Origin of the sequence: Corallococcus sp. AB018 (genome assembly GCF_003986945.1) — a bacterium.
Classification (GTDB): Bacteria; Myxococcota; Myxococcia; order Myxococcales; family Myxococcaceae; genus Corallococcus; species Corallococcus exiguus.
The window spans coordinates 1-25329 of record NZ_RAWR01000074.1; the positions used below are offsets into that span (position 1 = coordinate 1).

A 25329-nucleotide genomic window follows, 5' to 3' on the forward strand; every position below is an offset into this window, starting at 1 on the left:
GGGCCACGGGGCTGGGGGAATCCCCGTGGCCTCGGGAGTCGGCGGCGCCTTCGTGTGCGCCAGCCGTCCGAGGATGTCCGCCTGCAGCAGGTCATGGAGCCGCACGCCGCACGCCTCGCAGGAGGCCAGGTGCGCGCGGAAGTCCTCGTGGTGTTCGAGGGGCAGCTCCCCGTCCACGAAGGCGGGGAGGTGGGGGCAGTGGACGTTCATCAGCTCCCCAGCTTCCGACGGGCCTCGGCCATGTCGCGAAGCTGGTCACGCAGCTTCAGCCGCGCGTGGTAGAGCCACGTGCCCACCGTGCCCACGGGCGCCCCGAGCCGGCGGCCGATCTCCGCGTGGCGCAGCCCCTCCGAGTGCAGCTCGAAGGTGCGGCGCAGGTTGAAGGGCAGCGCCGAGACGGCCTTGAGCAGCTCCGGCTCGGTGATGAACTCCCACAGCTCCTGGTCCCGTGACTCCGGCTCCTCGAAGAGCTTGTGCACGTTGCCCAGGTTGATGGCGGTGGTGGCTTCCGTGCGCGAGCGGCGGCACTGGTCGAGGAAGCGGTTGTGCAGCACCCGTACCAGCCACGCGCGGCGCGCCGGCTCCGCCCAGCCGCGCAAGGTGTCCCACTTCAGCAGGGCCCGCAGCAGGACGTCCTGGAGCAGGTCGTCGCAAACAGTGGCATTCCCCCCGCAGATGTTCCGGGCGACCGCCATCAGGATGGGCTGATGACGGACCGCGAAATCGGCGTACTCCATGTCTGAAGTGTCGAGTTCTTCTCTCACGTGAAGCCCCCAGTGCCGGTACTTAAAAGAAAACGTGATAGGTTTGATTCCTTTAAAACCTTGTTAAAGCCTTACGGATGGGGGGCGTTGGCTGACAACGCTTGTGTCCCGGAGGGGTTTTTCTGGATCGCACCGCGCGTATGGGCGTGGGGGATGAAAGCCATTCCGTTTGTCTGGGGTGCATTTGACTGCGTGGCGTAGGGTCCGGAGCCATGGCGCGACCCGCGAAGACACCGAAGCCCGTGGAGCTGGGAGACATCGACCTGCCAGAGGGGGTGCTGCTCATCCTGGATCCAGGCCTGGGGCGCTTCTGGCGGCATGACTCGGAGCCGGCGTCGCCTCGGAAGAAGGCCCCGGCGGAGCACGACCTGCGCATCTCCGGACCGGACGCGGAAGCAGCGGGCCAGGCCTACGACCGTGAATTCGACCCGCGCTTCCTCTTCGACAGGAAGGACCCGGCGGACGCCGCGGCGCACTTCGAGGGGTTCGCCCGGGAGCAAGGCTTTGATGCGCGCGCGGAGGTGTTGTCAGCGCGGATTCCCCACACGGAGCGGGCCCGGCTGGCGTTGGAGCATGGAAAGGGATTGGGGGTTGTGAAGTACAACGGCCTGTGGGCTGTGGTCGTGGGAGGCCTGCCCTCAAGTCGTGGGTTGAAAGTGATTGGAATGCCCATGCCGCCGGGAGAGTTCGGCGGGCGTTGGCGGTCCATCGACATCGTCGTGGACGGGGAGGCGGAGGCGGCCCGGTCGGAGCAGGTGTCCGGGGTGATGGTGGACCACGGTCAATTGCTGTTCGCCGGGTTGGGCCCGATGGGACGGTTCCGCATGTGGGAGCCGGAGGACGGGCTGGCGGACTATGTGTTTCACGGCAGGGACGCGCCGAAGCTCGCGAAGGAGCTGGGCGCGAGCGACCTGGGCGACGGGCTGTATGGGTGGAAGGACCTGCCCATGGACCGGGTGGGGGAGAAGGCCACGCCGCTGCAGGAGCGCCTCGAGAAGGACGGGCTCGCGGTGGGGGTGGACTACCGGCCGCACTGCAACCTGGAGAAGTTGAACGCCGGGCTGCGTGAGTGCGAGGAGGACACGGCCTCGCTGGTGTTGGACGGCGCGCGCGTGGTGGGATGTGGGAACCGCTGGGGAGACGGCATCTTCACGGTGAGCCGGCACCTGGACGCGAAGGGGCGGACGGTGCGCGTCCGGGTGGAGCTGGGCACGGAGGAGCGGCAGAAGCTGCTGCGAGGCATCCGGCTGCGTCAGCGCAAGGCGCTGGTCACGCGCTTCATCACGGAGAACGGGGAACCCATCCGCTTCGCGGAGCGCTCGAAGCCCGCGGCGGAGGAGGACAGCGGCTGGCTCTTCACCTCGGGCCTGGAGACCGAGGAGTACATGGAGGAGAGCGGCAACGCGGTCATCGTCCCGCTGCGCCCGTTGCTGGGCCGGGACAAGGAATTGGACGCCATCCTGGACGCGCCGGTCGGCGCGGTGTTCCGGCGCGAGGGGAACGGGTTCGTTCCGGAGGAGTGAGCCGCCATCGAAAGATCCGCTGATTCCGTCTGAATCCCCGCTCTGCCATTCCGAGCGGGGCGGGCGCATCTTGCGGTCATGACCCACGAACATTCCGCACATGCGCCGGTCCATGGCTTTGGAGCCGACCGCGCGGCCCATTACGACGCCCAGGCGGCGGTGAGCCTCGCTGGCTACCAGGCGGCATATGAGCTGGGCGTCAGCGCCCTGGCTGCCCGGTTGGACGGCCAGGAAACGGCGTCACTGCTCCACGTGGGCCTGGGCACGGGCGCGGAACTGGTGCCCTATCTCCGCTTCAACGTGCCGGGCTGGCACTTCACGGGCGTGGAGCCCTCCGGCCCGATGCTGGAAGTCGCACGCAGGCGCCTGGAGGCGGAGGGGCTGCTTTCGCGCACGCACCTGCACGAAGGCGAGCTGCGGACGTTGCCGCAAGGTCCCCCGTTCGACGGCGCGCAGTTGATGGGCGTGCTGCACCACGTGGAGGGAGAGGATGCCCGCGTCGAGTTGCTGCGGGAGGTGACACGGAGGCTCAAGCCGGGAGCGCCGCTGGTGTTGGGCTGCCGCATCGGCCAGGACCCCGAGCTGACGAACGTCGAGTTCCGGCGGCTGCGGACGTACGGAGTGCCGCTGGAGAAGCTGGAGGCCCGGCGTCAGGCCATGGCGAAGATGCAGCCCATCGAGTCCGACGCCGCGCTGTTCGCGATGTTCGCGCAGGCGGGACTGGTGGCGCCGAAGCCGCTCTTCGTCTCGCTCCAGTACAAGGTCTTCCTGGCGCGCTTCGAGCCCTGAGCACGGCTTGGCCCCCCGGGAGGTGGATGCTATGTCCCGGGTTGTATGCGAATCGCTCTACCTAGGACGTGGGCGTTGCTTGGGACGCTGCTCGCCGGCGCGGCCGTGGCGGAGGAGCACGAGCACGCCGTCATCCGGACGCTCGTCCTCCCCGAGCAGCCCGAGGCCGCGCCCCAGCGCATCTACGTGAAGGGGCAGGTCGTGACGGTCCTCCGCTTCGAGCAGGACCTTGCGCCGCTCCGGGCACGGCTGGTGGGCGGAGAGGGGCGGTTCGAACCGGTGGGCGTCGTGGGCCGGAAGGTGGTGCTGGAGCCCCAGCGCGACCTGGCACCGGAGGAGGGGTTCTCCCTGCTCGTCACGTTGTCGGATGCGCGGGAGGTCCCCTTCCTCCTCCGGCCTCCGGGGCGGCGAGAGCATGGGAGCGCGGACCAGCAGCTCAACGTCTACAAGGACCGGGATGGCTACGAGGCCATGGCTTCGGCGCTGGTGGACTCGGAGAAGGAGAACAAGACCCTTCGCGCGGAGAACGAGCGGCTCCACAAGGAGGAGGTTTCCGAGGACCACGCGTTGGCGGCCCTGCTGACCACGGGCGCGGTGGCACAGACGCCTTTCGGCGTCGCGGATCATTTCTCCGGCACGGATGGCGACACGACACTGGATGGCACGGTCTACCGGGGCACGGGCAAGGCCGCGGTCGTGTTCAAGGTGAAGAACCTGTCTGCTCGCCGCCCGTGGAGCATGAGCTCCGTACGGCTCGTGGGCAGGTCGGACACTCGCGAGCGGCCGCTGGCGGTCCGGTCATCCTCAGCGGTGATTGAACCTGGGACCTCGGGTGTCATCGGGCTCGTGGTGGACGGGAGCGCGTTCGTGGACAGTGGGACGCTGACGTCCCTGTTCCTGGAATTGTACCGGCACGATGGGCTGCGGCAGGCGGTTGTTGAGTTGAGCCCGAGCTTGCTCGGGAAGTAGGAACAGCCGCATGACCTCGCGTCGATACGTGCTCGTGGCCTGGATGGGCCTGTTGGCCCTGCATCCGGGTTGTGCGACGACTCTGGGCGACGTCCGCCTTCGTGCGGATGGAACGCCCATGTCGGAGAAGTGCCCTGAGAAGTCGCTGGAGGTGATGCGGTACCTGCAGCTCTACGTGGGTGAAGCCGCATGGGTCCAACTGGATGCGAACCAGAGCCGGGCAGAGCACATCACGCTGCACGACGGGCCCATCGAGAGCGTGTTGGACGAGGACATCGGAACGCTGGAGGCGCCCATGCGCCTCTACGGACGTGTCTGGACGGGCGGAGAACAGCCGGTCATCCGGTACTACGAAGCCCAGTTCCTGAAGGGAAAGGACCGCGTGCCCATCTGCGCGGTGGCGAGGCTCGGCTTCGGGCAACTGCGCAAGCGACCCGAGTCCAAGCCAGGAACCGCGATCCTCAACTCCCCGCGCGCGGGCGTATACATCGTGGACGAGTTCCGCTGAGGCGTAGGCCGACAGGGATTCGAGGTCGCATCAGAATTCCGAGGCCTCCGCCCGCCGCCAACCGCGCGGAATCCCTGAGCGGCCCTCCTGGTCCATGCCTTGCTGCGGGCAGGAGGCTGAACGACTCCAAGGAGCCACGATGCGCTGGATGCGGATGCTGGGCGGTTGTCTGACGGTGATGGCCCTCGCGGCCTGTGGGGCGGACGGCGAGGGAGGGCAGGGGAGGCTGAAGCTGCGGGAGGGGCAGTCGCTGGACCTGGCGCAGGAGTGCGGCGTGGACCTGCCCCAGTGTCCCCAGGGCCTGTCCTGCCTCGTGCTCAAGCTGGACGGCGTGTCCAAGGCGCGCTGCGTGGATGATTCAAAGGTCTGCACCGAGCTCGTGTCCTGCACGGGAGGCACCCAGTGCGCCATCCTGGACTCATATCCCGGCCAGGTCGCCTGCTCGGGCAAGTGCACCTCGGACTGCGACTCGTCTGTGTCCAATTCACCGTAGGCGCACGGCGGCTCCGTCGCCCCATTTCACCTCGCAGGGGTGCACGGAGCCGGTTCGTGCACATTGCAACCCGGCCAGGAGGACAGCTCCCACAACCCCTCGGAACGCCTGGGCCTGACGGGGGCCCGCTCCGGTACGGCGGATGCTCATGCTCCTGGGGCCATGAGCTTCGAATACGCCGCAGGGACCGCGCTCGCGGTCCTCCTCTCCGTCTACCTCGTCTACGCCCTGCTCCGGCCCGAGCGCTTCTAGGAGCCCGCCATGACCCTCATAGGCTGGCTCCAGACCCTGCTGTTCTTCGCGCTCGTCCTCGCGCTCACGAAGCCCGTGGGCCTCTACCTCTTCCGCGTCTTCGAGGCCGACACCCAACCCCTGCCTCGCGTGCTCGGTCCCATCGAGCGCGCCCTGCTGCGCCTGTGCGGCGTGAAGCTCGACCAGGAGCAGACGTGGGTCCAGTACACCGCCGCCCTGCTCGCCTTCAGCGCCGTGGGCCTCGTCGTCCTCTACGCGCTCCAGCGGCTCCAGCACGTGCTCCCGCTCAACCCCCAGGGCCTGCCCGCCGTGGGTCCGGCGCTCGCCTTCAACACCGCCGCCAGCTTCGTGGCCAACACCAACTGGCAGTCGTACGCCGGTGAATCCACGATGAGCTACGCCACCCAGATGCTGGGGCTGACGTGGCAGAACTTCGTCTCCGCCGCCACGGGCCTGGGCGTCGCGCTCGCCCTCGCGCGAGGCCTCACCCGCCGCCCCGGCCCCGAAGGCCGCAAGACCCTGGGCAACTTCTGGGTGGACCTGGTGCGCGGCACGCTCTACGTGCTCCTGCCCCTGAGCTTCCTCGCGGCCCTGTTCTTCGTGTCACAGGGCGTGCTCCAGAACCTCGCGCCATACCCCGAGCACACCACCGTGGAGGGCGTGAAGCAGACGCTCGCCTTCGGGCCCGTGGCCTCGCAGGAGGCCATCAAGATGCTGGGCACCAACGGCGGCGGCTTCTTCAACGCCAACAGCGCCCACCCCTTCGAAAACCCCACGCCGCTCACCAACCTGGTCCAATTGCTGCTCATCTTCGTGCTGCCTGCGGGCCTCACGTACACCTACGGCAAGATGACCGGCGACACGAAGCAGGGCTGGGTCCTCTTCGCGGCCATGTCCGTCCTCTTCCTCGTGGGAGCCACCGCCAGCTACGCCGCCGAGTCCCAAACCAACCCCGCGCTCGCCTCCGCGAACGTCGTCCAGGCCGGGAACCTGGAGGGCAAGGAGACGCGCTTCGGCGTCGCGGCCTCCACGCTGTTCGCCACCGTCACCACCGACGCGTCATGCGGCGCGGTCAATTCCATGCATGACAGCTTCACGCCGTTGGGCGGGCTGGTGCCGCTGGTCAACATGCAGCTGGGCGAGGTCATCTTCGGCGGCGTCGGCGCGGGCCTCTACGGCATCCTCGTGATGGCGGTGCTCGCGGTCTTCATCGCGGGCCTGATGGTGGGCCGCACGCCGGAGTTCCTCGGCAAGAAGATCGAAGCGCGCGAGATGACGCTCGCGATGCTGTACGTGCTCGTCTTCCCGCTGGTCATCCTGGGCCTGTCCGCCGTGGGCGCGGTGCTCCCGCAGGGCACGTCGTCCCTCAACAACGCCGGGCCGCACGGCCTGTCCGAAATCCTCTACGCGTTCACCAGCGGCGTGGCCAACAACGGCAGCGCCTTCGCCGGCCTCAACGCCAACACGCCGTTCTGGAACATCAGCCTGGGCGTGTCGATGCTCGCGGGCCGCTTCCTGATGATGGTGCCGGTGCTGGCGCTGGCGGGCGCGCTCGTGGGCAAGAAGGCCGTGGTCCCCGGGCCCGGCACCTTCCCCACGGACGGCGTCCTCTTCACCGGCCTGCTCGTGAGCGTCGTCGTCGTCGTGGGCGCGCTGACGTTCTTCCCCGCGCTGTCCCTGGGCCCCATCGTCGAGCACTTCCTCGGCGCGGCCGGAAAGGTGTTCTGACCATGGCCCCCGCAAGCAAGCAGGCCTCGCTGTTGGACCCCGCGCTGCTCAAGCCCGCGGTGTGGGAGAGCCTCAAGAAGCTCCACCCGCGCGACGTGGCCCGGAACCCGGTGATGTTCGTGGTGTGGGCCGGAAGCCTGCTCACCACGGTGTTCGTCCTCAAGGACCTGACGGTCTCTGGGGAACCCACCGCGCCCATGTGGTTCACCGTGTCCGTGATGCTGTGGCTGTGGTTCACGGTCCTCTTCGCCAACTTCGCCGAAGCCGTGGCGGAGGGCCGGGGCAAGGCCCAGGCGAGCGCCCTGCGCCGCATGCGTCAGGACACCCAGGCCCGCCGCCTCACCCACGACGGCCGGGAGGAACGCGTCCGAGCCCCCGCCCTGCGCAAGGGCGACCGCGTGGTGTGCGAAGCCGGAGACGTCATCCCCGGCGATGGCGAGGTGATGGAGGGCATCGCCAGCGTGGACGAGTCCGCGGTCACCGGCGAGTCCGCCCCCGTCATCCGCGAGTCCGGAGGCGACCGCTCCGCCGTCACCGGAGGCACGAAGGTGCTGTCCGACCGCATCGTCATCCGCATCAGCGTGGATCCGGGAGAGTCGTTCCTCGACCGGATGATCGGCCTGGTGGAGGGCGCGGCCCGCAAGAAGACGCCCAATGAAATCGCGCTGCACATCCTGCTGGTGGGCCTCACGCTGGTGTTCCTGATGGCGTGCGTGACGCTGGTGCCGCTGGCGCTCTACTCGGGCGTGCCGCTGTCCGGCACGGCGGTGGTGGCGCTGCTGGTGTGCCTCATCCCCACGACCATCGGCGGCCTCCTGAGTGCCATCGGCATCGCCGGCATGGACCGGCTCCTGCGCAAGAACGTGCTCGCGCTCAGCGGGCGAGCGGTGGAGGCGGCGGGGGACGTGGACACGCTGCTGCTCGACAAGACGGGCACCATCACCCTGGGCAACCGCATGGCCACGGAGCTGCTGCCCATGCCGGGCGTGCGCGCGGAGGAACTGGCGGAGGCCGCGCAGCTCGCGAGCCTCGCGGACGAGACCCCGGAAGGGCGCTCCGTCGTCACGCTGGTCAAGGACACGTACAAGATGCGTCCGCGCGAGCTGCGAGCGCATCAGGCCACCTTCGTCCCCTTCACCGCGCAGACGCGCATGAGCGGCTGCGACCTGGTGGACCCGCACCCGCGCAGCATCCGCAAGGGCGCGGTGGACGCCATCGTCCGCTACACGCAGGCGCAGGGTGGCACCGTGCCGGAGGAGCTGACCCAGGTCTCGGGCCGCATCGGTGACGCGGGAGGCACGCCGCTCGCGGTGGCGGACGGCGCTCGGGTGCTGGGCATCATCCATCTGAAGGACGTGGTGAAGGGCGGCATCAAGGAGCGCTTCGACCGCTTCCGCGCCATGGGCATCCGCACGGTGATGATCACCGGCGACAACCCGCGCACCGCGGCGGCCATCGCGAGAGAGGCCGGCGTGGACGACTTCCTGGCGGAGGCCACCCCGGAGGCGAAGCTCGCGCTCATTCGAGCGGAGCAGGGCAAGGGCAAGCTCGTGGCGATGACGGGTGACGGCACCAACGACGCGCCCGCGCTGGCCCAGGCGGACGTGGGCGTGGCGATGAACACCGGCACCCAGGCCGCCAAGGAGGCCGGCAACATGGTGGACCTGGACTCCAACCCCACCAAGCTCCTGGAGGTGGTGGAGGTGGGCAAGCAGTTGCTGATGACGCGAGGCACGCTGACCACGTTCTCCATCGCCAACGACGTCGCGAAGTACTTCGCCATCCTCCCGGCGCTGTTCATGGGCGTCTTCCCGCAGATTGCTCCGCTCAACGTGATGGGGCTGACGTCGCCGTTCAGCGCCATCCTGTCCGCCGTCATCTTCAACGCGCTCATCATCGTGGCGCTCATCCCGCTGGCGCTGAAGGGCGTGCGCTACCGCCCGCTGGGCGCGGCGGCCCTCCTGCGCCGCAGCCTGCTCCTCTACGGCGTGGGCGGCGTCATCGTCCCGTTCGTGGGCATCAAGGTCATCGACGTGGTGCTCACCACCGTGGGCCTGGCCTGAGCACACAAGAAAGGAACATCCATGGTCTCCGCGCTCCTCACCGCCCTGCGCGTCAGCGCCGTCACGCTGGCCCTCACGGGCGTGCTGTACCCCCTGACCGTCACTGGCGTGGCGCAGGTGTTGTTCCCGAATGAAGCCAACGGGTCGTTGGTGAAGGACGACCGTGGACGGGTGGTGGGCAGCGCGCTCATCGCCCAGGGCTTCACGCAACCGGGCTACTTCCAGCCGCGTCCCTCCGCCGCCGGTACGGGCTGGGACGCGACGGCCTCCAGCGGAAGCAACCTGGGCCCCACGTCCCAGAAGCTCCGCGACCGAGCGGTGGCGGAAGCGGACCGGCTGCGCCGCGAGAACCCCGAGGCGGAAGGCCCCGTGCCCGGCGAGCTGGTGACAGCGTCCGCGTCCGGGCTGGATCCCCAGGTGTCGCCGGAGGCGGCGCTGTGGCAGGTTCCCCGCGTGGCGCGAGCGCGAGGCGTGGACCCGGCGCGCGTGCGGGCGTTGGTGATGTCCCGGGTGGAAGGCCGAACGTTCGGCGTGCTGGGAGAACCCCGGGTGAACGTGCTCACGTTGAACCTCGCGATGGACCGTCAGTTCGGCGGGCCCGCGCCCAGGGCCTCCCGGTGAGGAGAAGGCAGGCATGACGACGCGGCGCCCGCGCGCGGAGGACTTCCTGGAGCTGGTGGAGCGCGGCCGGCGCGGCCGGCTGAAGCTCTACATCGGCTTCGCGGCAGGCGTGGGCAAGACGTTCCGCATGCTGGAGGAAGCACACGCGCTGAAAGCACGCGGCGTGGACGTGGTGCTGGGCTTCGTCGAGACCCACGGTCGTCCTGAAACAGAGGCGCTGGTCGCCGGCCTGGAGGTCGTGCCGCGCCAGCGCATCACGTACCGGGACGTCACCGTGGAGGAGCTGGACCTGGAAGCCATCCTCGCGCGCAAGCCGCAGGTGGCCATCGTGGACGAGCTGGCCCACACCAACGCGCCCGTGTGCCGTCACCGCAAGCGCTACCAGGACGTGCAGGAGCTGCTGGCCGCGGGCATCAACGTAATTGGTGCCTTCAACGTGCAGCACCTGGAGAGCCTCAACGACCTGGTGGAGCGCAACACCGGAGTCACCGTGCGGGAGACGCTGCCGGACAGCTTCCTCAAGACGGCGGACCAGGTGGTGAACCTGGACCTCGCGGTGGAGGACCTGCACGAACGGCTCAAGGCTGGGAAGATCTACGCGCCGGACAAGGTGCCGCACGCGCTGGAGCGCTTCTTCACCGGAGACAACCTCTCCACCCTGCGCGAGCTGGCCCTGCGCGAAGTGGCGGAGAGCCTGGACCGGGCCACCACGGGCAGGCAGGCCCTGGCAGGCGAGGACCCGTCCCAGAAGGGCGGCGCGTGGGGCCGGGTGCTGGTGGCCCTCTCCAGCCATCCGCCGCGCGCGGCGACGCTGTTGCGACGGGGTTCACGCATGGCGGGCCGGCTCAACACGGACTGGTTCGTGGTGTACGTGGAGACGCCGCGCGAGGCGCCGAACCTCATCGACGCGGAGGCGCAGCGGCACCTGCTGACGAACATCGAGAAGGCGAAGGAACTCGGCGCGGAGGTGGTGCGCCTGCGCTCCAGCGACCCCGTGGCGGCGTTGCTGGACTTCGCCCGCTCGCACGGCGTGGGGCACATCATCATCGGCCGTTCGAACCAGGCGAAGTGGCGTCAGCGGTTGGGGATGACCGCGGACGCGCGCCTCTTGCGGGAAGGGGAGGGCTTCGACATCCACGTCGTGTCCTTCGAATCCCACGAGGAGAAGCGCCCATGACGCTGCGCTCGCGGCTGCTGCTGGCCCAGGTGCCACTGGTGCTGGCGTTGCTCTTCCTGGGAGCCACGGCCGTCATCACCCTGGCGCGAGTGGGCCGCTCCGGTCAGGAGGTGCTGGAGGACAACTACCGCAGCGTGCTCGCCACCCAGCGCATCACGGAGCAGCTGGAGCGCATGGACAGCGCGGCGCTGTTCATCATCGCGGGCGAGCGCGAGCGGGGCATGACCCAGCAGGCCTCGCAGCGCCCACCGCTGGAGCTGGAGCTGGGCATCCAGCAGGGCAACATCACCGAACCCGGCGAAGCGGAGGCCACGCAGCGGCTGCGCACCGCGTGGACGAAGTACCGCGAGGAGTTCGACGTCTTCCTCCAGGCACGTGGCCCGGAGGCCGCGCGCACGAGCTACTTCGAATCGCTCTCACCGGCCTTCCAGGAGGCGAAGGCCGCGGCGGCGTCCGTCCTCGCGCTGAACCAGGACGCGATGGTGCGCAAGAACGACCGGCTGCGCCAGCAGAGCGAGCAGGTGAACACGTTGATGGCGCTGGCGGTGGTGGCGGCGCTGGGCTTCGGCCTGTTCTTCACCACGTCGCTGGTGCAGCGAGCGCTCCGTCCGGTGTCCGTGCTGTCGCAAGCGGTGCGCCGCCTGGGGCAGGGCGACGTGGAGGCGCGAGCGGTGGTGGAGGGGCGCGACGAAATCGCCGGGCTCGCGCGGGACTTCAACACCATGGCGGAGCGGCTGGCGCAGTACCGCAAGAGCAGCCTGGGCGAACTGCTCCAGGCGCAGGCGGTGTCGCAGGCGGCCATCGACAGTCTGCCCGACCCCGTGCTGGTGCTGGGCGCGGAAGGCGGGCTGCTCAACGTGAACGCCGCGGCGGAGGACGTGCTGCGCCTGCGGCTGGACGAGGGCGGGGACGCGCTGGGCCGGGTGGAACCCGAGGTGCGCGCCGTGCTGGAGCGGGTGCGAGCGCACGTCGTGGGAGGAAGGGGCGCGTACCAGCCCCGGGGCTACGAGGAGGCGGTGCGAGTGGAGTCGTCTCCAGAGGGCGTCCGGTGGCTCCTGCCGAGAGGCAGCCCGGTGCACGGAGAGACCGGGGAAGTGGTGGGCGCCACGCTCATCCTCCAGGACGTGACGCGGCTGCGGCGCTTCGACGAACTGAAGAACGACCTGGTGGCCACGGTGGCGCACGAGTTCCGCACGCCGCTCACGTCGCTGCGCATGGCCATCCACCTGGTGGCCGAAGGTGTCGTGGGGCAGGTGACCGAGAAGCAGGCGGACCTGCTCTTCGCGGCGCGCGAGGACTGCGAGCGGTTGCAGGGCATCGTGGACGACCTGCTGGACCTGTCGCGCATCCAGTCCGGGCAGCTCCAACTGGACGTGCGGGAGGTGCGCACGGAGGAGTTGGTGGAGCAGGCGCTGGCCGCACAGCGCACGCTGGCGGAGGACCGGGGCGTGCGCCTGTCGCAATCCCTGTCACCGGACGTGGAGACGGTGCGGGTGGATCCAGACCGGCTGCACCTGGTGCTGGGAAACCTGGTGGGCAACGGCGTGAAGCACACGCCGCACGACGGCGAGGTGTCCGTGCACGTGTCGCGCGAAGGCACCCTCGTGCGCTTCGAGGTTGAGGACACCGGCGAGGGCATCCCCGCCCAGGAGCAGGCGCGCATCTTCGAGAAGTTCTACCGCGCCCCGGGCGCCCCGGCGGGAGGCGCGGGCCTGGGGCTGTCCATCGCACGCGACATCGTCCAGGCCCACGGCGGCGAGCTGGGCGTGGTGAGCACCCCGGGCCAGGGCAGCACCTTCTGGTTCACGCTGCCGCAGCCTGAACAGGGCTGAAGCCCGCGGTCACATCGGCGCGGACATCTCCAGTTGGCGCATCGCTTCCTTCCGCGCGTCGGACGCGGAGCGGACGATTTCAGCGCTCGACTGGCCGAACGCGTCCGCGTCCATCTTGCGCAGTCGGGGCACCACCTCGCGCTCCTCCTCCGCCATGTGTTGCGCGGCCACTGCCTCCAGTTGCCGCACCGTGGCCTCGCGGCGGCGCGGGTCGTGGCGGACGCGCAACAGTTCGGAGATCAGCTGGGTCATCTCCCCGTGCTCCTCCACCGCGAAGTCGATGCGCGGCCCTTCGACGACGGTCCGCGCGACGGGATACACCCAGCGCTCCTCGAGGGTGCTGTGCAGGGTGAGCGTTTCGGCCAGGCGCAGGCTCAGCTCCGGCTTCTCTTCGTCCGGCGCATGGTGCCAGGCCTCGAAGAGGGCCTCGGCGTCGCGGTGCTGCTGGATGAGCACGTCGATGAGGTTCATGACGGGCCAGGGTTCGCATGAGCGCGCAAGGGCGCAATCCACTCTCCAGGATGAGCGCCCCTGTACGCCCCGGCCGCCAGTGCCGGACTGCATGCACTGGCGCACAGGCCGCCTGCGTCACGTCTCCGATTCGTACTTCTTGCGCTTGCGCCACAGCGTGGACGCGTCGATGCCGAGCAGCCGGGCTGCTTCATCCAGCGTCGGCACGGACGCCATCACCCGCAGGATGTGTTCGCGCTCCACCGCCTCCAGCGTGTGCGGCCCGCCCAGCGTCACCCCAGGCCCCACCGCGGACGCGATGCGCTCCGGGAACGCCTGCGGCTCCACGACGCCTGACGCGCCCACGATGAGCGCCCGCTCCAGCGCGTTGCGCAGCTCACGCACGTTGCCCGGCCAGGGGTAGGCCCGCAGCATCGCCTCCGTGGCGGGCGACAGCTCCGGGGCCGGACGCTGCGCGGCCTTCGCGAAGAAGGCGATGAAGCGGCGGGCCAGCGGGAGCAGGTCCTCCGGCCGCTCACGCAGGGACGGGAGCTTCACCTCCAGGACGTTCAACCGGTACATCAGGTCCTCGCGGAAGCGTCCCTCCGCCACGTCCTTCTCCAGGTCGCGGTGCGTGGCCGCCACCACGCGCACGTCCGCCTTGCGCGTGCGTCCCTCGCCCAGCCGTTCGAACTGCTTCTCCTGCAGGAAGCGCAACAGCTGCGCCTGGAGCGAGGGGCTCATCTCCGCCACTTCATCCAGGAAGAGCGTGCCCCCTTCCGCCTGCTCCACGCGCCCCGGCTGGTCCTTCACCGCGCCCGTGAAGGCGCCGCGCGCGTGGCCGAACAGCTCGCTCGCCAGCAGTTGTTCGGACAGGGTGGGGCAGTTGATGGTGACGAAGGGCCGCTTGCGCCGGGCGCTCATCGAATGCAGCGCCCGCGCGAGCACCCCCTTGCCCGTGCCGCTCTCCCCGCGCAGCAGCACGGATGCGTCGGACGTGGCCGCGCGCTGGATGAAGCCAATGGCCGCGTGCATGGCCGGCGACGCCGTCTCCAGCGTGGCCTCCGGCACCGCCTGCGCCAGCTGTCCCTCCAGGTCCCCCAGCTGAGAAGTCAGCTCACGCTGCGCCTTCGCGCGCTCCAGGACGTGGCGGATCTGCGCGGGGGTGAACGGCTTGGGCAGGTAGTCGCGCGCGCCGCGCTTCACCGCCTCCACGGCCGTGTCGAACGTCGCGTAAGCGGTGATGAGGATGACGTCCAGCGCGGGGGATTCGGCGAGCAGGCGGGGCAGCAGCTCCAGTCCGGACGCGTTGCCCAGCCGCAGGTCCACGAACGCCAGGTCCGCCGGGCCTTGAGCGAGCGCCGCGAGCGCGGCCTCTGGCGTGGCTGCCTCGCGCACCTCGCAGCCCAGGCCTTCCAGGCACACCCGCAGGGTGTGGCGGATGTTTCGCTCGTCGTCCACCACGAGCACCCGCATGGGGCGCTCCGTCGCCTCGGTACTGGCACGCACTTCCATGGGCACAGTCTAAGAGCACGCCGTGTGCCGGGCCCGTCTGTCGGATGCCGGGCGGCGCAAGCCCTGGGGGCGCACTGCATCCGGCACGATGTGCCCCGGGTGGCGGTTGCAAGGTGCAACGCGGAACGGGCTGGTGTCTGCTGCGGCGTGGCCGTGCGGCTGGCACGCGCCATGGATGGAAGGGAGCCCATGAGCAACGAAGGGACGCCTCCGGACGAGGGGGGCGAGGAGAAGAACATCTTCGCGAAGGAGCTGGTCCCACCGCCCAGCATCTGGCTGCGCAAGGGCACCTGGCTGGCCCTCGTCTTCATATCGATGGTGGGCGTCTTCATCTGGCTCCAGGGCGGGGAGGACCGCGCGCTGGACGCCATGTCCCCCTCGCAGCGCGAGGCCCTCTTCTCGGACACCCGCGACGAGTTCCGCCTGCTCTGCCTGGTGGATGGCGGCGCCTCGCGCTGGCCCAAGAAGTGCGCGAATCACGCGGCGTTCCTCGTCCGCTTCTCCGAGTGCGACGACACCTGCCGCCGCGAGGTGGAGCCCTTCCTCCCACATCCCACCCGCTGAGCGCCGCCGAGCAGCCGGGCCAGGGCCTGTGTGGACGCACCCAGGCCACCGACACCGGCAGTGAAGCCCATGCCGGACGGCTGGAATGATCGCGCCAGGGTGCCTTCCGGGCCCCCTTTGTAGACGTGAGGCGTCCTCCACCGAAGGTCCCACCTGACAGGATGAAGTGTCCCGTATGACCCTGCGGGGCAATGCAGACCCGTTTGCAGGATATTTCAAGGGACGCGGGCTTGAGTCGGGGGGAGAGGTGTTGTCTATCCTACGAGTCCTGACGGAGCCCCGGTCCTCGGGGGAGCCCATTGGGGCCGCGGAAGGATGAGCGACAATGAGCTGGCGCAGCAGGCCCGGCGCGGGAGTACGGCCGCGCTTCATCGGGATGGGTGACATGGGCCCGCGAGGGGGTGCGTGATGGCGATGAGGCTCAAGCAGAAGATGATGGTGCTGCCGACGGTGGCGGCGGTGTTCCTGGTGGCCATCGTGGCGGTGACGGTGGTGCTGGGCGCGCGCACGCGGAGTGCCTCGGAGCGCATTGGTTCCAGCCTGGCGCCGTCGGTGAGCCAGGCGCAGACGTCCCGCGCCGGGTTCGCCGCGTTGCACCAGGACGTGGGCGACGCGGTGGCGCTGCACGCGGTGAAGCAGGAGACGCTGGACGCGCAGGTGACGGAGCTCCAGAAGGGGCTCACTGCGCTGCGAGCGTTTCCGGACGTGGATGGCCCGAAGGTGGAGGCGCTGCAGGGGGCCTTCACGCGCTACTGGCAGGAGGCGTCGCAGGTGGTGGCGCTGGCGGCGCGCAATGACGCGGCCGCGGAAGCCGCGCTCGCGAAGCTGGAGCCCGCGTACCGGACGATGCACGCCGGCCTGGAGTCCGTGACGGCGCAGCAGGAGGCGTCGCAGCGAGAGACCTTCATGGAGGTGTCGTCGCTGCACGGCATGACGCTGACGTGGGTGCTGGTGTTGGCTGTGACGTGCATCGTGGCGCTCGCGGTGGCCACGGTGTGGCTGCTGCGCGAGGTGACGACGCCCCTGGCGCGGCTGACGGCGACGGCGACACGCATCGTGCGGGAAGGCGACCTGTCGCTGGCCATCGACACGAGCGCGCAGGATGAAGTGGGTGAGCTGGCGCGCAGCATCCAGACGCTGATGACGCGGCTGGTTTCGGTGCCCAACACGCTGCGCGCGGTGGTGACGGAGCTGACGGCGGCGGCGTCGCGGCTGAACGCGGCGAGCCACGAGCAGCTCAACTTCCTGACCAGTCAGTCGCGCAGCCTGACGGAGGCCAGCTCCACCATCGCGGAGATCGCCCAGACGTCCGGCATGGCGGCCAGCCGCGCGGAGATGGTGTTGAAGGTGGCGGCGCAGGCGGACGCGTACAGCGCCTCCGGGCAGGTGTCCATCGAGCGCAGCGCGGAAGGGTTGCAGCAGATCCGCGCGCGGGTGGGCGCGCTGGTGGGGAGCATTGGCGTGCTGTCCGAGCAGGCGGTGCACGCGGGTGAAATCATCGGCAGCGTGAAGGACCTGGCGGACCAGTCGAACGTGCTCGCGTTGAACGCGGCCATCGAGGCGGCGCGGGCCGGCGAGGAAGGCCGTGGCTTCGCGGTGGTGGCCAAGGAGATGCGGGCGCTGAGCAGCCAGTCGCTGCAGAGCACGCAGCGCATCGGGAAGATCCTCCTGGAGATCAACCAGGCCATCCGCGAGACGGTGGGCATCGCGGAGGAGGACAGCCAGAAGATGGAGGAGGGCATCGAGCAGGTGCTCTCGTCCGCCACGACGCTGAAGGACATCACCCAGGTGGTGCAGGAGAGCAGCCAGGCGGCGCGGCAGATCGTCGCCTCGGTGACGCAGCAGAACGCGGGCATCACGCAGATGACCGAAGTGGTGACGCAGCTGTCGGAGATGATGAGCGACGTGGTGATGGCCACGAGCAACGCCGAGCAGGCGGTGGGGCAGATCAACACCTCCCTGGGCAAGCTCCAGGAGCTGTCCACCACCTTCCGCGTCTAGCCGTCCAAGACAGCGTCAAGCAGGGCCCACGGGCCGCTCCGGAAACACCGGGGCGGCCTGTTGTGCGTCAGACGCCCTTGAGGATGATCCGCTTGTCGCCGAAGACGGCGGAGACTTCGATTTCTCCGCCCATGGCCTCCACGGCGCGCCGGAGTGTGGAGAGCCGGTGATCGTCCCGGGCTTCGGTCTGGGAGAGCTGACCCTGGGAGATGCCCATCCGTTCAGCGAGCTGCGTCTGCGTCATCCCCGCGAACTCGCGCACCTCCCGCAGACTCATCTCCAGGAGTTCCTTCCGGACGCGCTCATCCTGTTCCTTGAGTTGCGCTGGCGTGAACTTCTCCCGGCGCATCCCCTTCCAGCTGTGGAGCTTCATGACTCCGTCTCCTCGCGCTCGTTCTTCGAATCGTCATGAAGTCCGGCGGCCCTCTCCCAGAGGTAGCGCAGCCAGATCTTCTCCGCCTGGGGGATCATTCTCTCGTAGAAGCGCTTGTCTCCGGTCTTGTCGCCCCCCAGGAGCAGGACCCCGTTGCGCGCAGGATCGAAGGCGTAGAAGACCCGGAGGGGATGCCCTCCGGACTGGATGCGGAGCTCCCGGAGCGGTTGGGAAGTGCCCTTGATCTGGCTGCTGTATGGGAACCCAAGTGTGACCCCCTTCGCGGCCAGAAGCTCCACCCCGTGGTCCACGGACCGCGCCGTCTCTTCGTCGAGAGCAAGGAACCAGTCCCGGAACTCATCGGTTCCGAAGACTTCAATCCCATGAGACGGAATATCATTCCTGGATGATATTCCGTCAAGATGATGGGGGGACGGCTTTGTGCGCTTGGAATGGGGCAGGGTCGCGTGCTCCCGTCGAGAGAAGACGGGAGACCCTAGGCCCTACCTCTGACGTCACTCGCCCTGCATCAGGCCCTTGCTGCGGTCGCTCGAGTAGATGAGGGGGGCTGCCAGGACGTCACGTCAGGCGTAACTTGTATGCTACGCCCCGGATTGAAGCCTGGAGTCCTGCCATGCCCCCCACGGGATTCGACCGTTACTTCGAGAAGAAGCTCAAGCGCCCGGCCTTCGCGGAGGCGTATGCGAAGGCGCGCGCCGAAGTGGATTCGGCGGACAGGCTGATTCGCGCCCTGGATGCGCGGCGCGAGGAGGCCGGACTGAGCAAGGCGGACCTGGCTCGGAAGGCAGAGACCCCGCCGGAGGTCGTGCGCCGCCTGTTTACGGCCCCTTCGGCGAACCCCACGCTGTCGACGGTCACGAAGTTGGCCGCCGCGCTGGGGTGCCGCCTTCAGCTGGTGCCGGCCCCCGCCCGCCGCAAGGCAGTGCGGCCACGGGCTCCCGCCCCCCGCGTCCGCCGCAAGTAGGGCGCCCTCAGCCAGCCCACACGCTCCGGGGGCGGCGGCGCTGGTACTCGTCCCGGAGCGCCCGGACCTTCGCGTAGTCATTCTCCGAGAGCACGGTGCGGAACGCCTTCGTCCTCCCGGTCAGGAGGACGAGGCTCGGGCCGCCCAGTCCCAGCGCTGCTCCGTCCCGCTCCAGGACGCAGAAGAGCCGGTAGTGACGGCGCCCCCTGCCATCCGCGCGGACTTCATGGAGCCCCGCCATGGCGCCATGCATGGCCTCCCACTTGCCCCCGCCACTGAAGGCAGGAGGTGGCGCGTCCGCCACGGCCTTCACGACGGCGAGCAGCTTCGCGCTGACCGCATCCGGACACGCGTCGAGGAAGTCGCGGGCCGGAACGGTGCGCACCGGGTCGTCCTCCGTATGGCGCTGGAAGAAGTGGATGCGCCAGGGCTGGACGTGCTTCGGATGGGGCAGGGTCGCGTGCTCCCGTCGAGAGAAGACGGGAGACGCTAGGCCCTACCTCTGACGTCACTCGCCCTGCATCAGGCCCGTGATGCTGCCGTCCGGATGGACCGTGACACGTCGGGCGGCGGGCTCACGCGGCAGGCCCGGCATGGTGAGCAACTCTCCAGTCAGCGCCACCAGGAAGCCTGCTCCCGCGGACAGGCGCACCTCGCGCACCGTCAACGTGAAGCCCCGGGGCCGGCCTGTCTTCGCCGGGTCGTCCGACAGGGACAGGTGCGTCTTCGCCATGCACACCGGCAGCCCCGCGCCTCCCAGTGCCCGCGCCGTCTCCAGGTCCTTGCGCGCCCCTGGCGTGAAGGCCACGTCGTCCGCGCCGTACACCGTGCGCGCGATGGCGCGAATCTTCTCCTCCGGCGTCTGCTCCAACTCGTAGAGGAAGCGCGGCTTCGGCGGCGCCGCGTCCGTCGCGTCCAGCATCGCCAGCACCGTGTCCGCCAGCTCCAGCGAACCCTCGCCGCCCTTGCCGAACCCGTCGCATACGGCAATGCCCACGCCCCTCGCCTTCGCGAACGCGCGCACTTCGTCCAGCTCGGCTTCCGTGTCCTGCGGGAACCGGTTCACGCACAACACCGCCGGCAGGCCGAACGCCGCCACCGACTCCAGGTGCTTCTCCAGGTGCCCGAAGCCCTTCAAGAGCGCCTCGCGGTCCGGCTCCGCCACCTGCGCGGCCGCCGCGCCGCCGTGGTGCTTCAGCGCCCGCAGCGTCACCACCAGCATCACGCCCCGGGGCCACACGCCCGCGCTCCGGCACTTGATGTCCAGGAACTTCTCCGCGCCCAGGTCGAAGCCGAAGCCCGCCTCCGTCACCACCTCGTCCGCGTACGCGAGCGCCAGCCGCGTGCCCACCACCGACGAACACCCGTGCGCGATGTTGCCGAACGGCCCCGCGTGCACGATGGCCGGCCCGCCCTCGCGCGTCTGGGCCAGGTTCGGCATCAGCCCGTCCTTCAGCAGCGCCACCATGGACGCCGCCGCGTTCACGTCGTTCGCGCGCACCGGTGAGCCGTCCGGCGCCTGCCCCACCACGATGCGCCCCAGCCTCGCCTCCAGGTCCTTCAGGTTCTCCGCCAGCGCCAGGATGGCCATCACCTCGCTGGCGGCCGTGATGTCGAAGGACGTCTCGCGCGGCACGCCGTGCGCCTTGCCGCCCAGCCCCACGATGACGTTGCGCAGGAACCGGTCGTTCATGTCCATCGCGCGGCGCCAGCGCACCCGCGTGCCCTCCATCACCACCGGGTGGCCGTAGTACACGGCGTTGTCCACCAGCGCGGACAGCAGGTTGTGCGCGCTGGTGATGGCGTGCAGGTCGCCGGTGAAGTGCAGGTTGATGTCCGCCGCCGGCTCCAGGCTCGCCTGCCCACCGCCGGTGCCGCCGCCCTTCACGCCGAAGACAGGCCCCAGGGACGGCTCGCGCAGCGCCGCCACCGCCTTGCGGCCCCGCTTGCGCAGGCCCATGGCCAGCGCCACCGACATGGTCGTCTTGCCCTCGCCCGGGGGCGTGGGATTGATGGCCGACACCAGCACCATTCGGCCCTGGCGCGAGCCGCGGCCCAGGGCGTCCAGCGACACCTTGGCGCGGTCTCGGCCCCAGGGGAGGACGTCTTCCGGCGCGAGACCCAGCTCGGCGCCGACTTCAGTGATGGGACGGAGCGTCATGGCGGGGGACTCTCCGCGTCCCGCCGGAGGAGGTCAACGCTCGCGACACGGGGGCAGGCAGGCGCGCCTCGCAGGACGGTTCCCCGGGAGGCAGGCGGGGTGGGAGGATGCAGGAGCAGGGCGGAGCCCGGGGGCGCGATGGAATACGCGGCCGGGAGTTCCGTCAGGGAGAGCATCATGAACCGCATTCTCGGCATCGCATCGGTGGGGATGGCTTCGCTGGCACTCGGAGTGGCCCTGTGGGGGCCCGGGAAGTCGGAGGCCCCTGTCGTCCAGGAGGCGCCCCGCGTGCAGGACTCGACGGCGGACGTCCGGGCGCTCCAGAACCGCGTGAAGGCGCTGGAGGAGACGGTGCAGTTGCTGTCCCGGCGGATGCTGGCCTTCGAGCAGGGCGGCGGCACGGCCTCGGCCGGCACGGGCGGTCCTCCGCCCGCGGGCCTGGAGGCGGAGGTCGCGAAGCTGCGCGAGCAGATGCGCGGCGTGATGGTGGGCGAGGCGCTGACCAACGACAGCGCGAAGCAGTCGCTGAAGGAGCTGATGCGCACGGTGCAGGACGAGCAGCGCACCGAGCAGCGCCAGCAGTGGCAGCAGCAGGTGGACCAGATGCGCGTGCAGGCGGAGACCGAGCGCTCCGACCGCATCAAGACCTTCATCAGCAACGCGCGGCTCAACTACAGCCAGGAGCAGGCGCTGACGAAGGCAATGCAGGCCGAGGACACGAAGCGCCAGGAGCTGGCGTCGGCGATGTCGGGAGGCCGGCCGGGCCGTGACATGCGTCAGCAGATGCGCGACCTGCGCACGCAGACCGACGCGGAGATGCAGAAGGTGCTCAGCGCGGAGCAGATGACGCAGTACCAGCAGATGCGCCGCGACGACATGAATCCGCGCGGCGCTGGCGGCCCCCGGGGCGGTCCCATCGGCGGTGGCTGGGAGGGGAACGGCGCCGGCGGGCGGTAGTCGCTCAGGCCCGCAGGACGTCTTCCAGGTCGAAGGCGTCCGCCAGGGCCACCGACGGGGTGCACAGCAGCACGGGGACCCGAGCGGACGCCGCGCGAGCGGCCTGGACCCGGTCCCAGACGGCATTCGCGGGCAGGTCCACGTCCCGTTCCTCCAGGAAGAGGAACGGGACGTCCGCGTCAAAGGACTCCGCGGGCTGGACACGGAAGCCGCGCAGGAAGCCGTTCATCGTCCGCGACGCCCGGTCGGCAATCTCTCCCAGCCACGCCGCTTCCCCTTCACCCAGGGAAGTTGTGGGCCCGGGAGGAAACGTGGAGAGCACGGCCTCGTCGCGAGGCGAGCCAGGCTCCACGAAGGGGATCGATATCCCCGCGAGCAGGGACAGTTCCTCCTGGACGACGTGCCACCGGCCATCCGGGAAGCGCCGCAGCGTCACGGTGTAGTCGTCGTCATCCATGCCCAGCACCAGCGTCACGGGGCCGTCCACCGCGTCCAGCACCTGCGTCTGTTGAAGCCGGCCGTGAGCCAGTTCGCGCAGTAGCGTGAAGAAGGCCACCAGGCCGCGCGTGGCCGAGCCCTCCGGATCCACAATCACGGTCAGCCGCCGGGGGCGCGGCACGACGTCGCGAAGCGAGCGCAGTCCCTCGGCCTGGATGCGCGTGAGCCGGTTGGACATGACCGCGAGCCTACGCCAGACACCGGAAACACGAACGCCGCGAAGCTCCCGAAGGAACCTCGCGGCGCGAGTGATGCCTGGAACCGAGCGGCGCCTACTTCCCGCCGAAGATGCCCTTGAGGCGCTTCTTCGCCTCTTCCTCGGCGCGCTGCCTGGCCTTCTCCTGCTCGATGCGGGCCTGCTCCTCCAGCTTCTTCTTCTCCTCGTTGGCGCGCGCCTCCAGCTCCTGACGCTTCGCCTCCGCTTCGGCCTTCGCCTTGTCCTGGCCTCCCGTGAGGATGTCCTCCACGGCCTTGCCCTTCTCACCCAGCAGGCCGCCCAGCGCGGCCCCTCCGGCCAGCTTCAGGATGGTCGTCGCCGCCGGCTTCACGTCGATGCCCGTCACCTCCGGGCTCCACGCCTTGCCTGAAATCTTCAGCCCCACCGGGATGGCTTCCGTCGGCGTCACCTTGCCCACCGTCAGCGTCTTGATGGTCGCGGGCGTCAGCGACACGCCGCCCGTCAGGTCCAGCGTGCCGTCCAGCCCGATGCCGCCGTCGAAGCTCATCGCCGCCTCCGGCCGCGTCCAGGTGATGGGCTTGCTCAGCTGCGCCACGCCGTTCTTGATGGTCACGCTGAAGGGCAGGTCCCCGCCCAGCGACGTCACGTCGCCGCTCTTGAGCGCCTTCGCGAAGGGCAGCGCCTTGGCCAGCGGCCCCGTGACGGACGACACCAGGTCCTTGCCCAGGAACGTGCCCTCCAGCAGGTTGCCGTTGATGCCGCCCAGCAGCGTCTGCTGCAGCTTGTCCGGCGTGTAGCCCACGCCCTGCACGTCCACGTTGCCGTTGAACTTGCCCGTCAGCACCTGCTTCGGCGTGCGCGCCGCCAGCGCCTGCGCGACCTCCAGGCCCTGCACCTGCACCTTCGCGGTGAAGGGCCGGGCCTCCGGCGCGGGCCCCAGGCGGATGGTCGTCCCGTCCGCCACCACCTTGCCGCCGTAGATGCCCGTCGAGAACTTCTCCACGGTGATGAGGTCGTCCACCATCTTCACCACGCCCGTCACGTTGGACAGGTCCATCGCCGTGTAGCGCAGCGACGCGATGGCGAACTGGATGTCACCCCGGTAGCCGTTGAAGCGACTGGCCTCTCCCGGCGGCGGCTCCGGCGGAGGCTTTCCGCCCGTGCGCGCCAGCACCTGCTCCTCGCTCATCAACAACTTCTCCGCATCCAGCCGCGCGGCCTTCACGTCCGCCTTGAACGTCGTCGTCGCCTTCTTGCCCGTGCCCGCGAGCGCCACCGTGGCGGTGCCCGTCACCGTGTCCTCCAGCGCGCCCAGGCTCATGCTGGTGACGTTCACCGTCATCCCGCTGCCCGTCTTCGCCGGCGCGTACGTGCCCGCCGCCGCGACCTCCAGCCGCTGCCCCGGCGCCTTGTTCACCAGCAGGCCCGGCCGCATGTCCACGCCGTTGAGGTCCGCCTTCGCGTCGAAGCGCAGCGCGCCGCCGCTCGCCGCCGCGCCCGTCACCTTCGCGTTCAGCTTCATCGCGCCGCCGGCGTCCTTCGTCAGCTGATCCGGCACCCGCAGCCGCACCGGCGTCAGGTCCACCGCGATGTTGATGGCCTGCGCCTCCTGCGTGCCGCTGCCGCGCACGTCCAGGCCAATGGGGCCGGCGATCATGCCGTTGAGCTGCTTGCGCAGCGGCGGGTAGTACTCGGCGAGCACGGCCGGGTCCAGGTTGCGGCCCACCAGCTCAAGGCCCTCCACCGCGGGCTTGTCCGTGAGCAGCCCCTTCACCTTGCCCTTGCCCGTGATGGCCGCGGGGCCCAGGTTCAGGTTCAGCTTGTCCAGCGCCAGGTCACCGGTGGCCATGTCGCCCGTCACGTCCGTGTCGAGCACCACGTCCAGCGCCTTGCCGCCCTCCGAGCCCGCGAACTTCAAGCCCAGCGCCTTGATGACGCCCACCAGCTTCGTGGGGCCCTTGCCGCCGGGCACCGCGCCGCCCAGGTCCGCCTTCCAGTCCGCGTCCAGCGTGCCCGCCTGCAGCCCCACGTCCGGGGGCAGGAACGGCCCCAGCGGCGACAGGTCGATGTGCTCCGCCTTCAGCGTCACCTGCTCTGGCGTGGGGATGAGCGTCGCCGGCAGCGGGGCCGCGGCGAGCGTCATCTTCAAGTTCTGCTTGTCCGCGAGCACCGCGGCCGCCAGGTCCACCTTCAGCGGCTGGCCCACGCGCAGGTCCTTCACCTCGATGTCCAGGTCCTTCACCGCCAGCTCGCGCGCCTGCGCGCCGCCCGCGCGGTCCACGAAGCGGATGGTGCCGTCGGTGAGCGCCGCGCGCTCCACGTGCACGCCCGACAGGTCCGTGGGCTGCGTCTCCTCCTCGGGCGTCTCCTCCTTCGGCTGCTGCGCGGCCAGCTTCTCCTGGAGGCGCTGCACGTTGGTGGTGCCGTCCGCCAGGCGGAGGACGTTCACGGTGAGCCCGGACACCTCCGCGTCCTGCACGCGGATGTCCTTGCCCTTCGAGGTGAGCAGCGGCATCGCCGCCACGCTCACCGTCACGTCCTTCACCTCCGCGAGCGGCAGGTCCTCGCCCTCGGCGGCGCCCACGCTGACGTTCTGGATGTGAGCGCCCACGTAGGGAAAGAGTTTCGTGGAGACGTCGCCAATCTCGATGGGGCGCCCCAGCTTCTGCGAGTACGTCGCGGCCTGGTCGCGCGCCGTCTTCAGCAGGATGGCGTCCAGGCGCCACAGCACCACCGCCACGATGGCGATCAGGAGGACGAGGATGCCTCCCAGCACATACGGCCAACGCTTCTTCTTCACAGCCGCCACGGTTCCTCCTCCGTCGGGAGAGCGGTCGAACGCTTAGCGCAGCGCCAAGAGCGCCGCACCTCCCATGCACGAAAGGAGGTTGCCAGCGTGACGATCAACAGCCGGGGGAAAGTCATACT

At 69.7% G+C, this 25329-nt stretch carries 25 protein-coding genes; 15 read left to right on the forward strand and 10 right to left on the reverse strand.

The window, feature by feature from the left end:
* Positions 1–210 (reverse strand): anti-sigma factor (locus D7Y11_RS17170; protein ID WP_199753743.1); only part of this gene is annotated, 210 nt, incomplete at its 3' end.
* Positions 210–737, reverse strand: coding sequence for an RNA polymerase sigma factor (locus tag D7Y11_RS17175; RefSeq protein WP_211487125.1), 528 nt, complete (start codon positions 735–737; stop codon positions 210–212). The genes D7Y11_RS17170 and D7Y11_RS17175, both read right to left, overlap by 1 nt.
* Positions 738–976: 239 nt before the next feature.
* Between D7Y11_RS17175 and D7Y11_RS17180 the strand changes: the two genes are divergently transcribed.
* The 11 genes from D7Y11_RS17180 to D7Y11_RS17230 all read left to right on the forward strand — a co-directional run bounded on the left by D7Y11_RS17180 (position 977) and on the right by D7Y11_RS17230 (position 12719).
* On the forward strand, positions 977–2287 hold the full coding sequence (locus D7Y11_RS17180) for a DUF2185 domain-containing protein (protein WP_126934219.1): 1311 nt from the start codon (positions 977–979) through the stop codon (positions 2285–2287).
* A 78-nt stretch (positions 2288–2365) separates the two neighbouring features.
* Positions 2366–3076 carry a methyltransferase gene (locus D7Y11_RS17185; protein ID WP_126934220.1) on the forward strand — a complete coding sequence of 237 codons (711 nt, stop codon included), beginning with the start codon at positions 2366–2368 and terminating at the stop codon, positions 3074–3076.
* Between the two features lie 75 nt (positions 3077–3151).
* Complete coding sequence (locus tag D7Y11_RS17190; protein WP_306770444.1) at positions 3152–4045, forward strand: DUF2381 family protein; 894 nt, start codon at positions 3152–3154, stop codon at positions 4043–4045.
* A 10-nt stretch (positions 4046–4055) separates the two neighbouring features.
* Complete coding sequence (locus D7Y11_RS17195) at positions 4056–4553, forward strand: hypothetical protein (RefSeq protein WP_120576319.1); 498 nt, start codon at positions 4056–4058, stop codon at positions 4551–4553.
* A gap of 139 nt (positions 4554–4692) precedes the next feature.
* Complete coding sequence (locus tag D7Y11_RS17200; RefSeq protein ID WP_126934222.1) at positions 4693–5046, forward strand: hypothetical protein; 354 nt, start codon at positions 4693–4695, stop codon at positions 5044–5046.
* A 162-nt stretch (positions 5047–5208) separates the two neighbouring features.
* Positions 5209–5298, forward strand: coding sequence for a K(+)-transporting ATPase subunit F (gene kdpF / locus D7Y11_RS17205; RefSeq protein WP_120576322.1), 90 nt, complete (start codon positions 5209–5211; stop codon positions 5296–5298).
* A gap of 9 nt (positions 5299–5307) precedes the next feature.
* Positions 5308–7026, forward strand: coding sequence for a potassium-transporting ATPase subunit KdpA (gene kdpA, locus D7Y11_RS17210; protein ID WP_126934223.1), 1719 nt, complete (start codon positions 5308–5310; stop codon positions 7024–7026).
* A gap of 2 nt (positions 7027–7028) precedes the next feature.
* Positions 7029–9089, forward strand: a complete 2061-nt coding sequence (gene kdpB / locus D7Y11_RS17215) for a potassium-transporting ATPase subunit KdpB (protein ID WP_126934224.1) — start codon at positions 7029–7031, stop codon at positions 9087–9089.
* 21 nt (positions 9090–9110) lie between these two features.
* Positions 9111–9710 (forward strand): potassium-transporting ATPase subunit KdpC, encoded by a 600-nt coding sequence (gene kdpC, locus D7Y11_RS17220; RefSeq protein ID WP_126934225.1) that lies wholly within the window; start codon positions 9111–9113, stop codon positions 9708–9710.
* Between the two features lie 13 nt (positions 9711–9723).
* The gene (locus D7Y11_RS17225; protein WP_126934226.1) at positions 9724–10887 is read left to right on the forward strand and encodes a sensor protein KdpD; all 1164 of its coding nucleotides are present in this window, start codon (positions 9724–9726) and stop codon (positions 10885–10887) included.
* Positions 10884–12719 (forward strand): ATP-binding protein, encoded by a 1836-nt coding sequence (locus tag D7Y11_RS17230; protein ID WP_120576327.1) that lies wholly within the window; start codon positions 10884–10886, stop codon positions 12717–12719. Before D7Y11_RS17225 ends, D7Y11_RS17230 begins: the two co-directional genes overlap by 4 nt.
* Before the next feature lie 9 nt (positions 12720–12728).
* Here D7Y11_RS17230 and D7Y11_RS17235 read toward each other — a convergent pair whose 3' ends face one another.
* Together D7Y11_RS17235 and D7Y11_RS17240 are read right to left on the reverse strand one after the other, a co-directional pair.
* Entirely contained in the window at positions 12729–13190 is a 462-nt protein-coding gene (locus tag D7Y11_RS17235; protein ID WP_126934227.1) for a hemerythrin domain-containing protein, read from the reverse strand.
* 117 nt (positions 13191–13307) lie between these two features.
* Positions 13308–14645: a sigma-54 dependent transcriptional regulator gene (locus D7Y11_RS17240; RefSeq protein WP_120576329.1), complete on the reverse strand. Its 1338-nt coding sequence runs from the start codon at positions 14643–14645 to the stop codon at positions 13308–13310.
* 228 nt (positions 14646–14873) lie between these two features.
* Between D7Y11_RS17240 and D7Y11_RS17245 the strand changes: the two genes are divergently transcribed.
* Positions 14874–15248 carry a hypothetical protein gene (locus D7Y11_RS17245; protein ID WP_126934228.1) on the forward strand — a complete coding sequence of 125 codons (375 nt, stop codon included), beginning with the start codon at positions 14874–14876 and terminating at the stop codon, positions 15246–15248.
* A gap of 408 nt (positions 15249–15656) precedes the next feature.
* Positions 15657–17249, forward strand: a complete 1593-nt coding sequence (locus tag D7Y11_RS17250) for a methyl-accepting chemotaxis protein (RefSeq protein WP_126934229.1) — start codon at positions 15657–15659, stop codon at positions 17247–17249.
* 67 nt (positions 17250–17316) lie between these two features.
* Here the strand turns inward: D7Y11_RS17250 and D7Y11_RS17255 are convergent, their stop codons facing one another.
* Both D7Y11_RS17255 and D7Y11_RS17260 read right to left on the reverse strand, forming a co-directional pair.
* The gene (locus D7Y11_RS17255; RefSeq protein ID WP_233591760.1) at positions 17317–17622 is read right to left on the reverse strand and encodes a helix-turn-helix domain-containing protein; all 306 of its coding nucleotides are present in this window, start codon (positions 17620–17622) and stop codon (positions 17317–17319) included.
* Entirely contained in the window at positions 17619–18083 is a 465-nt protein-coding gene (locus D7Y11_RS17260) for a type II toxin-antitoxin system RelE/ParE family toxin (protein ID WP_211486146.1), read from the reverse strand. The genes D7Y11_RS17255 and D7Y11_RS17260 overlap by 4 nt, the downstream gene beginning before the upstream one ends.
* A gap of 173 nt (positions 18084–18256) precedes the next feature.
* Between D7Y11_RS17260 and D7Y11_RS17265 the strand changes: the two genes are divergently transcribed.
* The gene (locus tag D7Y11_RS17265) at positions 18257–18607 is read left to right on the forward strand and encodes a DNA-binding protein (protein ID WP_126934231.1); all 351 of its coding nucleotides are present in this window, start codon (positions 18257–18259) and stop codon (positions 18605–18607) included.
* A 7-nt stretch (positions 18608–18614) separates the two neighbouring features.
* Here the strand turns inward: D7Y11_RS17265 and D7Y11_RS44325 are convergent, their stop codons facing one another.
* Positions 18615–18992: a hypothetical protein gene (locus D7Y11_RS44325; RefSeq protein ID WP_233607316.1), complete on the reverse strand. Its 378-nt coding sequence runs from the start codon at positions 18990–18992 to the stop codon at positions 18615–18617.
* A gap of 123 nt (positions 18993–19115) precedes the next feature.
* Positions 19116–20768 (reverse strand): formate--tetrahydrofolate ligase, encoded by a 1653-nt coding sequence (locus tag D7Y11_RS17275; RefSeq protein WP_126934233.1) that lies wholly within the window; start codon positions 20766–20768, stop codon positions 19116–19118.
* A gap of 177 nt (positions 20769–20945) precedes the next feature.
* Between D7Y11_RS17275 and D7Y11_RS17280 the strand changes: the two genes are divergently transcribed.
* On the forward strand, positions 20946–21725 hold the full coding sequence (locus tag D7Y11_RS17280; protein ID WP_126934234.1) for a hypothetical protein: 780 nt from the start codon (positions 20946–20948) through the stop codon (positions 21723–21725).
* Between the two features lie 4 nt (positions 21726–21729).
* Here D7Y11_RS17280 and D7Y11_RS17285 read toward each other — a convergent pair whose 3' ends face one another.
* Together D7Y11_RS17285 and D7Y11_RS17290 are read right to left on the reverse strand one after the other, a co-directional pair.
* Entirely contained in the window at positions 21730–22401 is a 672-nt protein-coding gene (locus tag D7Y11_RS17285) for a hypothetical protein (protein WP_126934235.1), read from the reverse strand.
* 94 nt (positions 22402–22495) lie between these two features.
* Positions 22496–25210: an AsmA family protein gene (locus D7Y11_RS17290; protein ID WP_120576336.1), complete on the reverse strand. Its 2715-nt coding sequence runs from the start codon at positions 25208–25210 to the stop codon at positions 22496–22498.
* Positions 25211–25329: the final 119 nt, after the last annotated feature.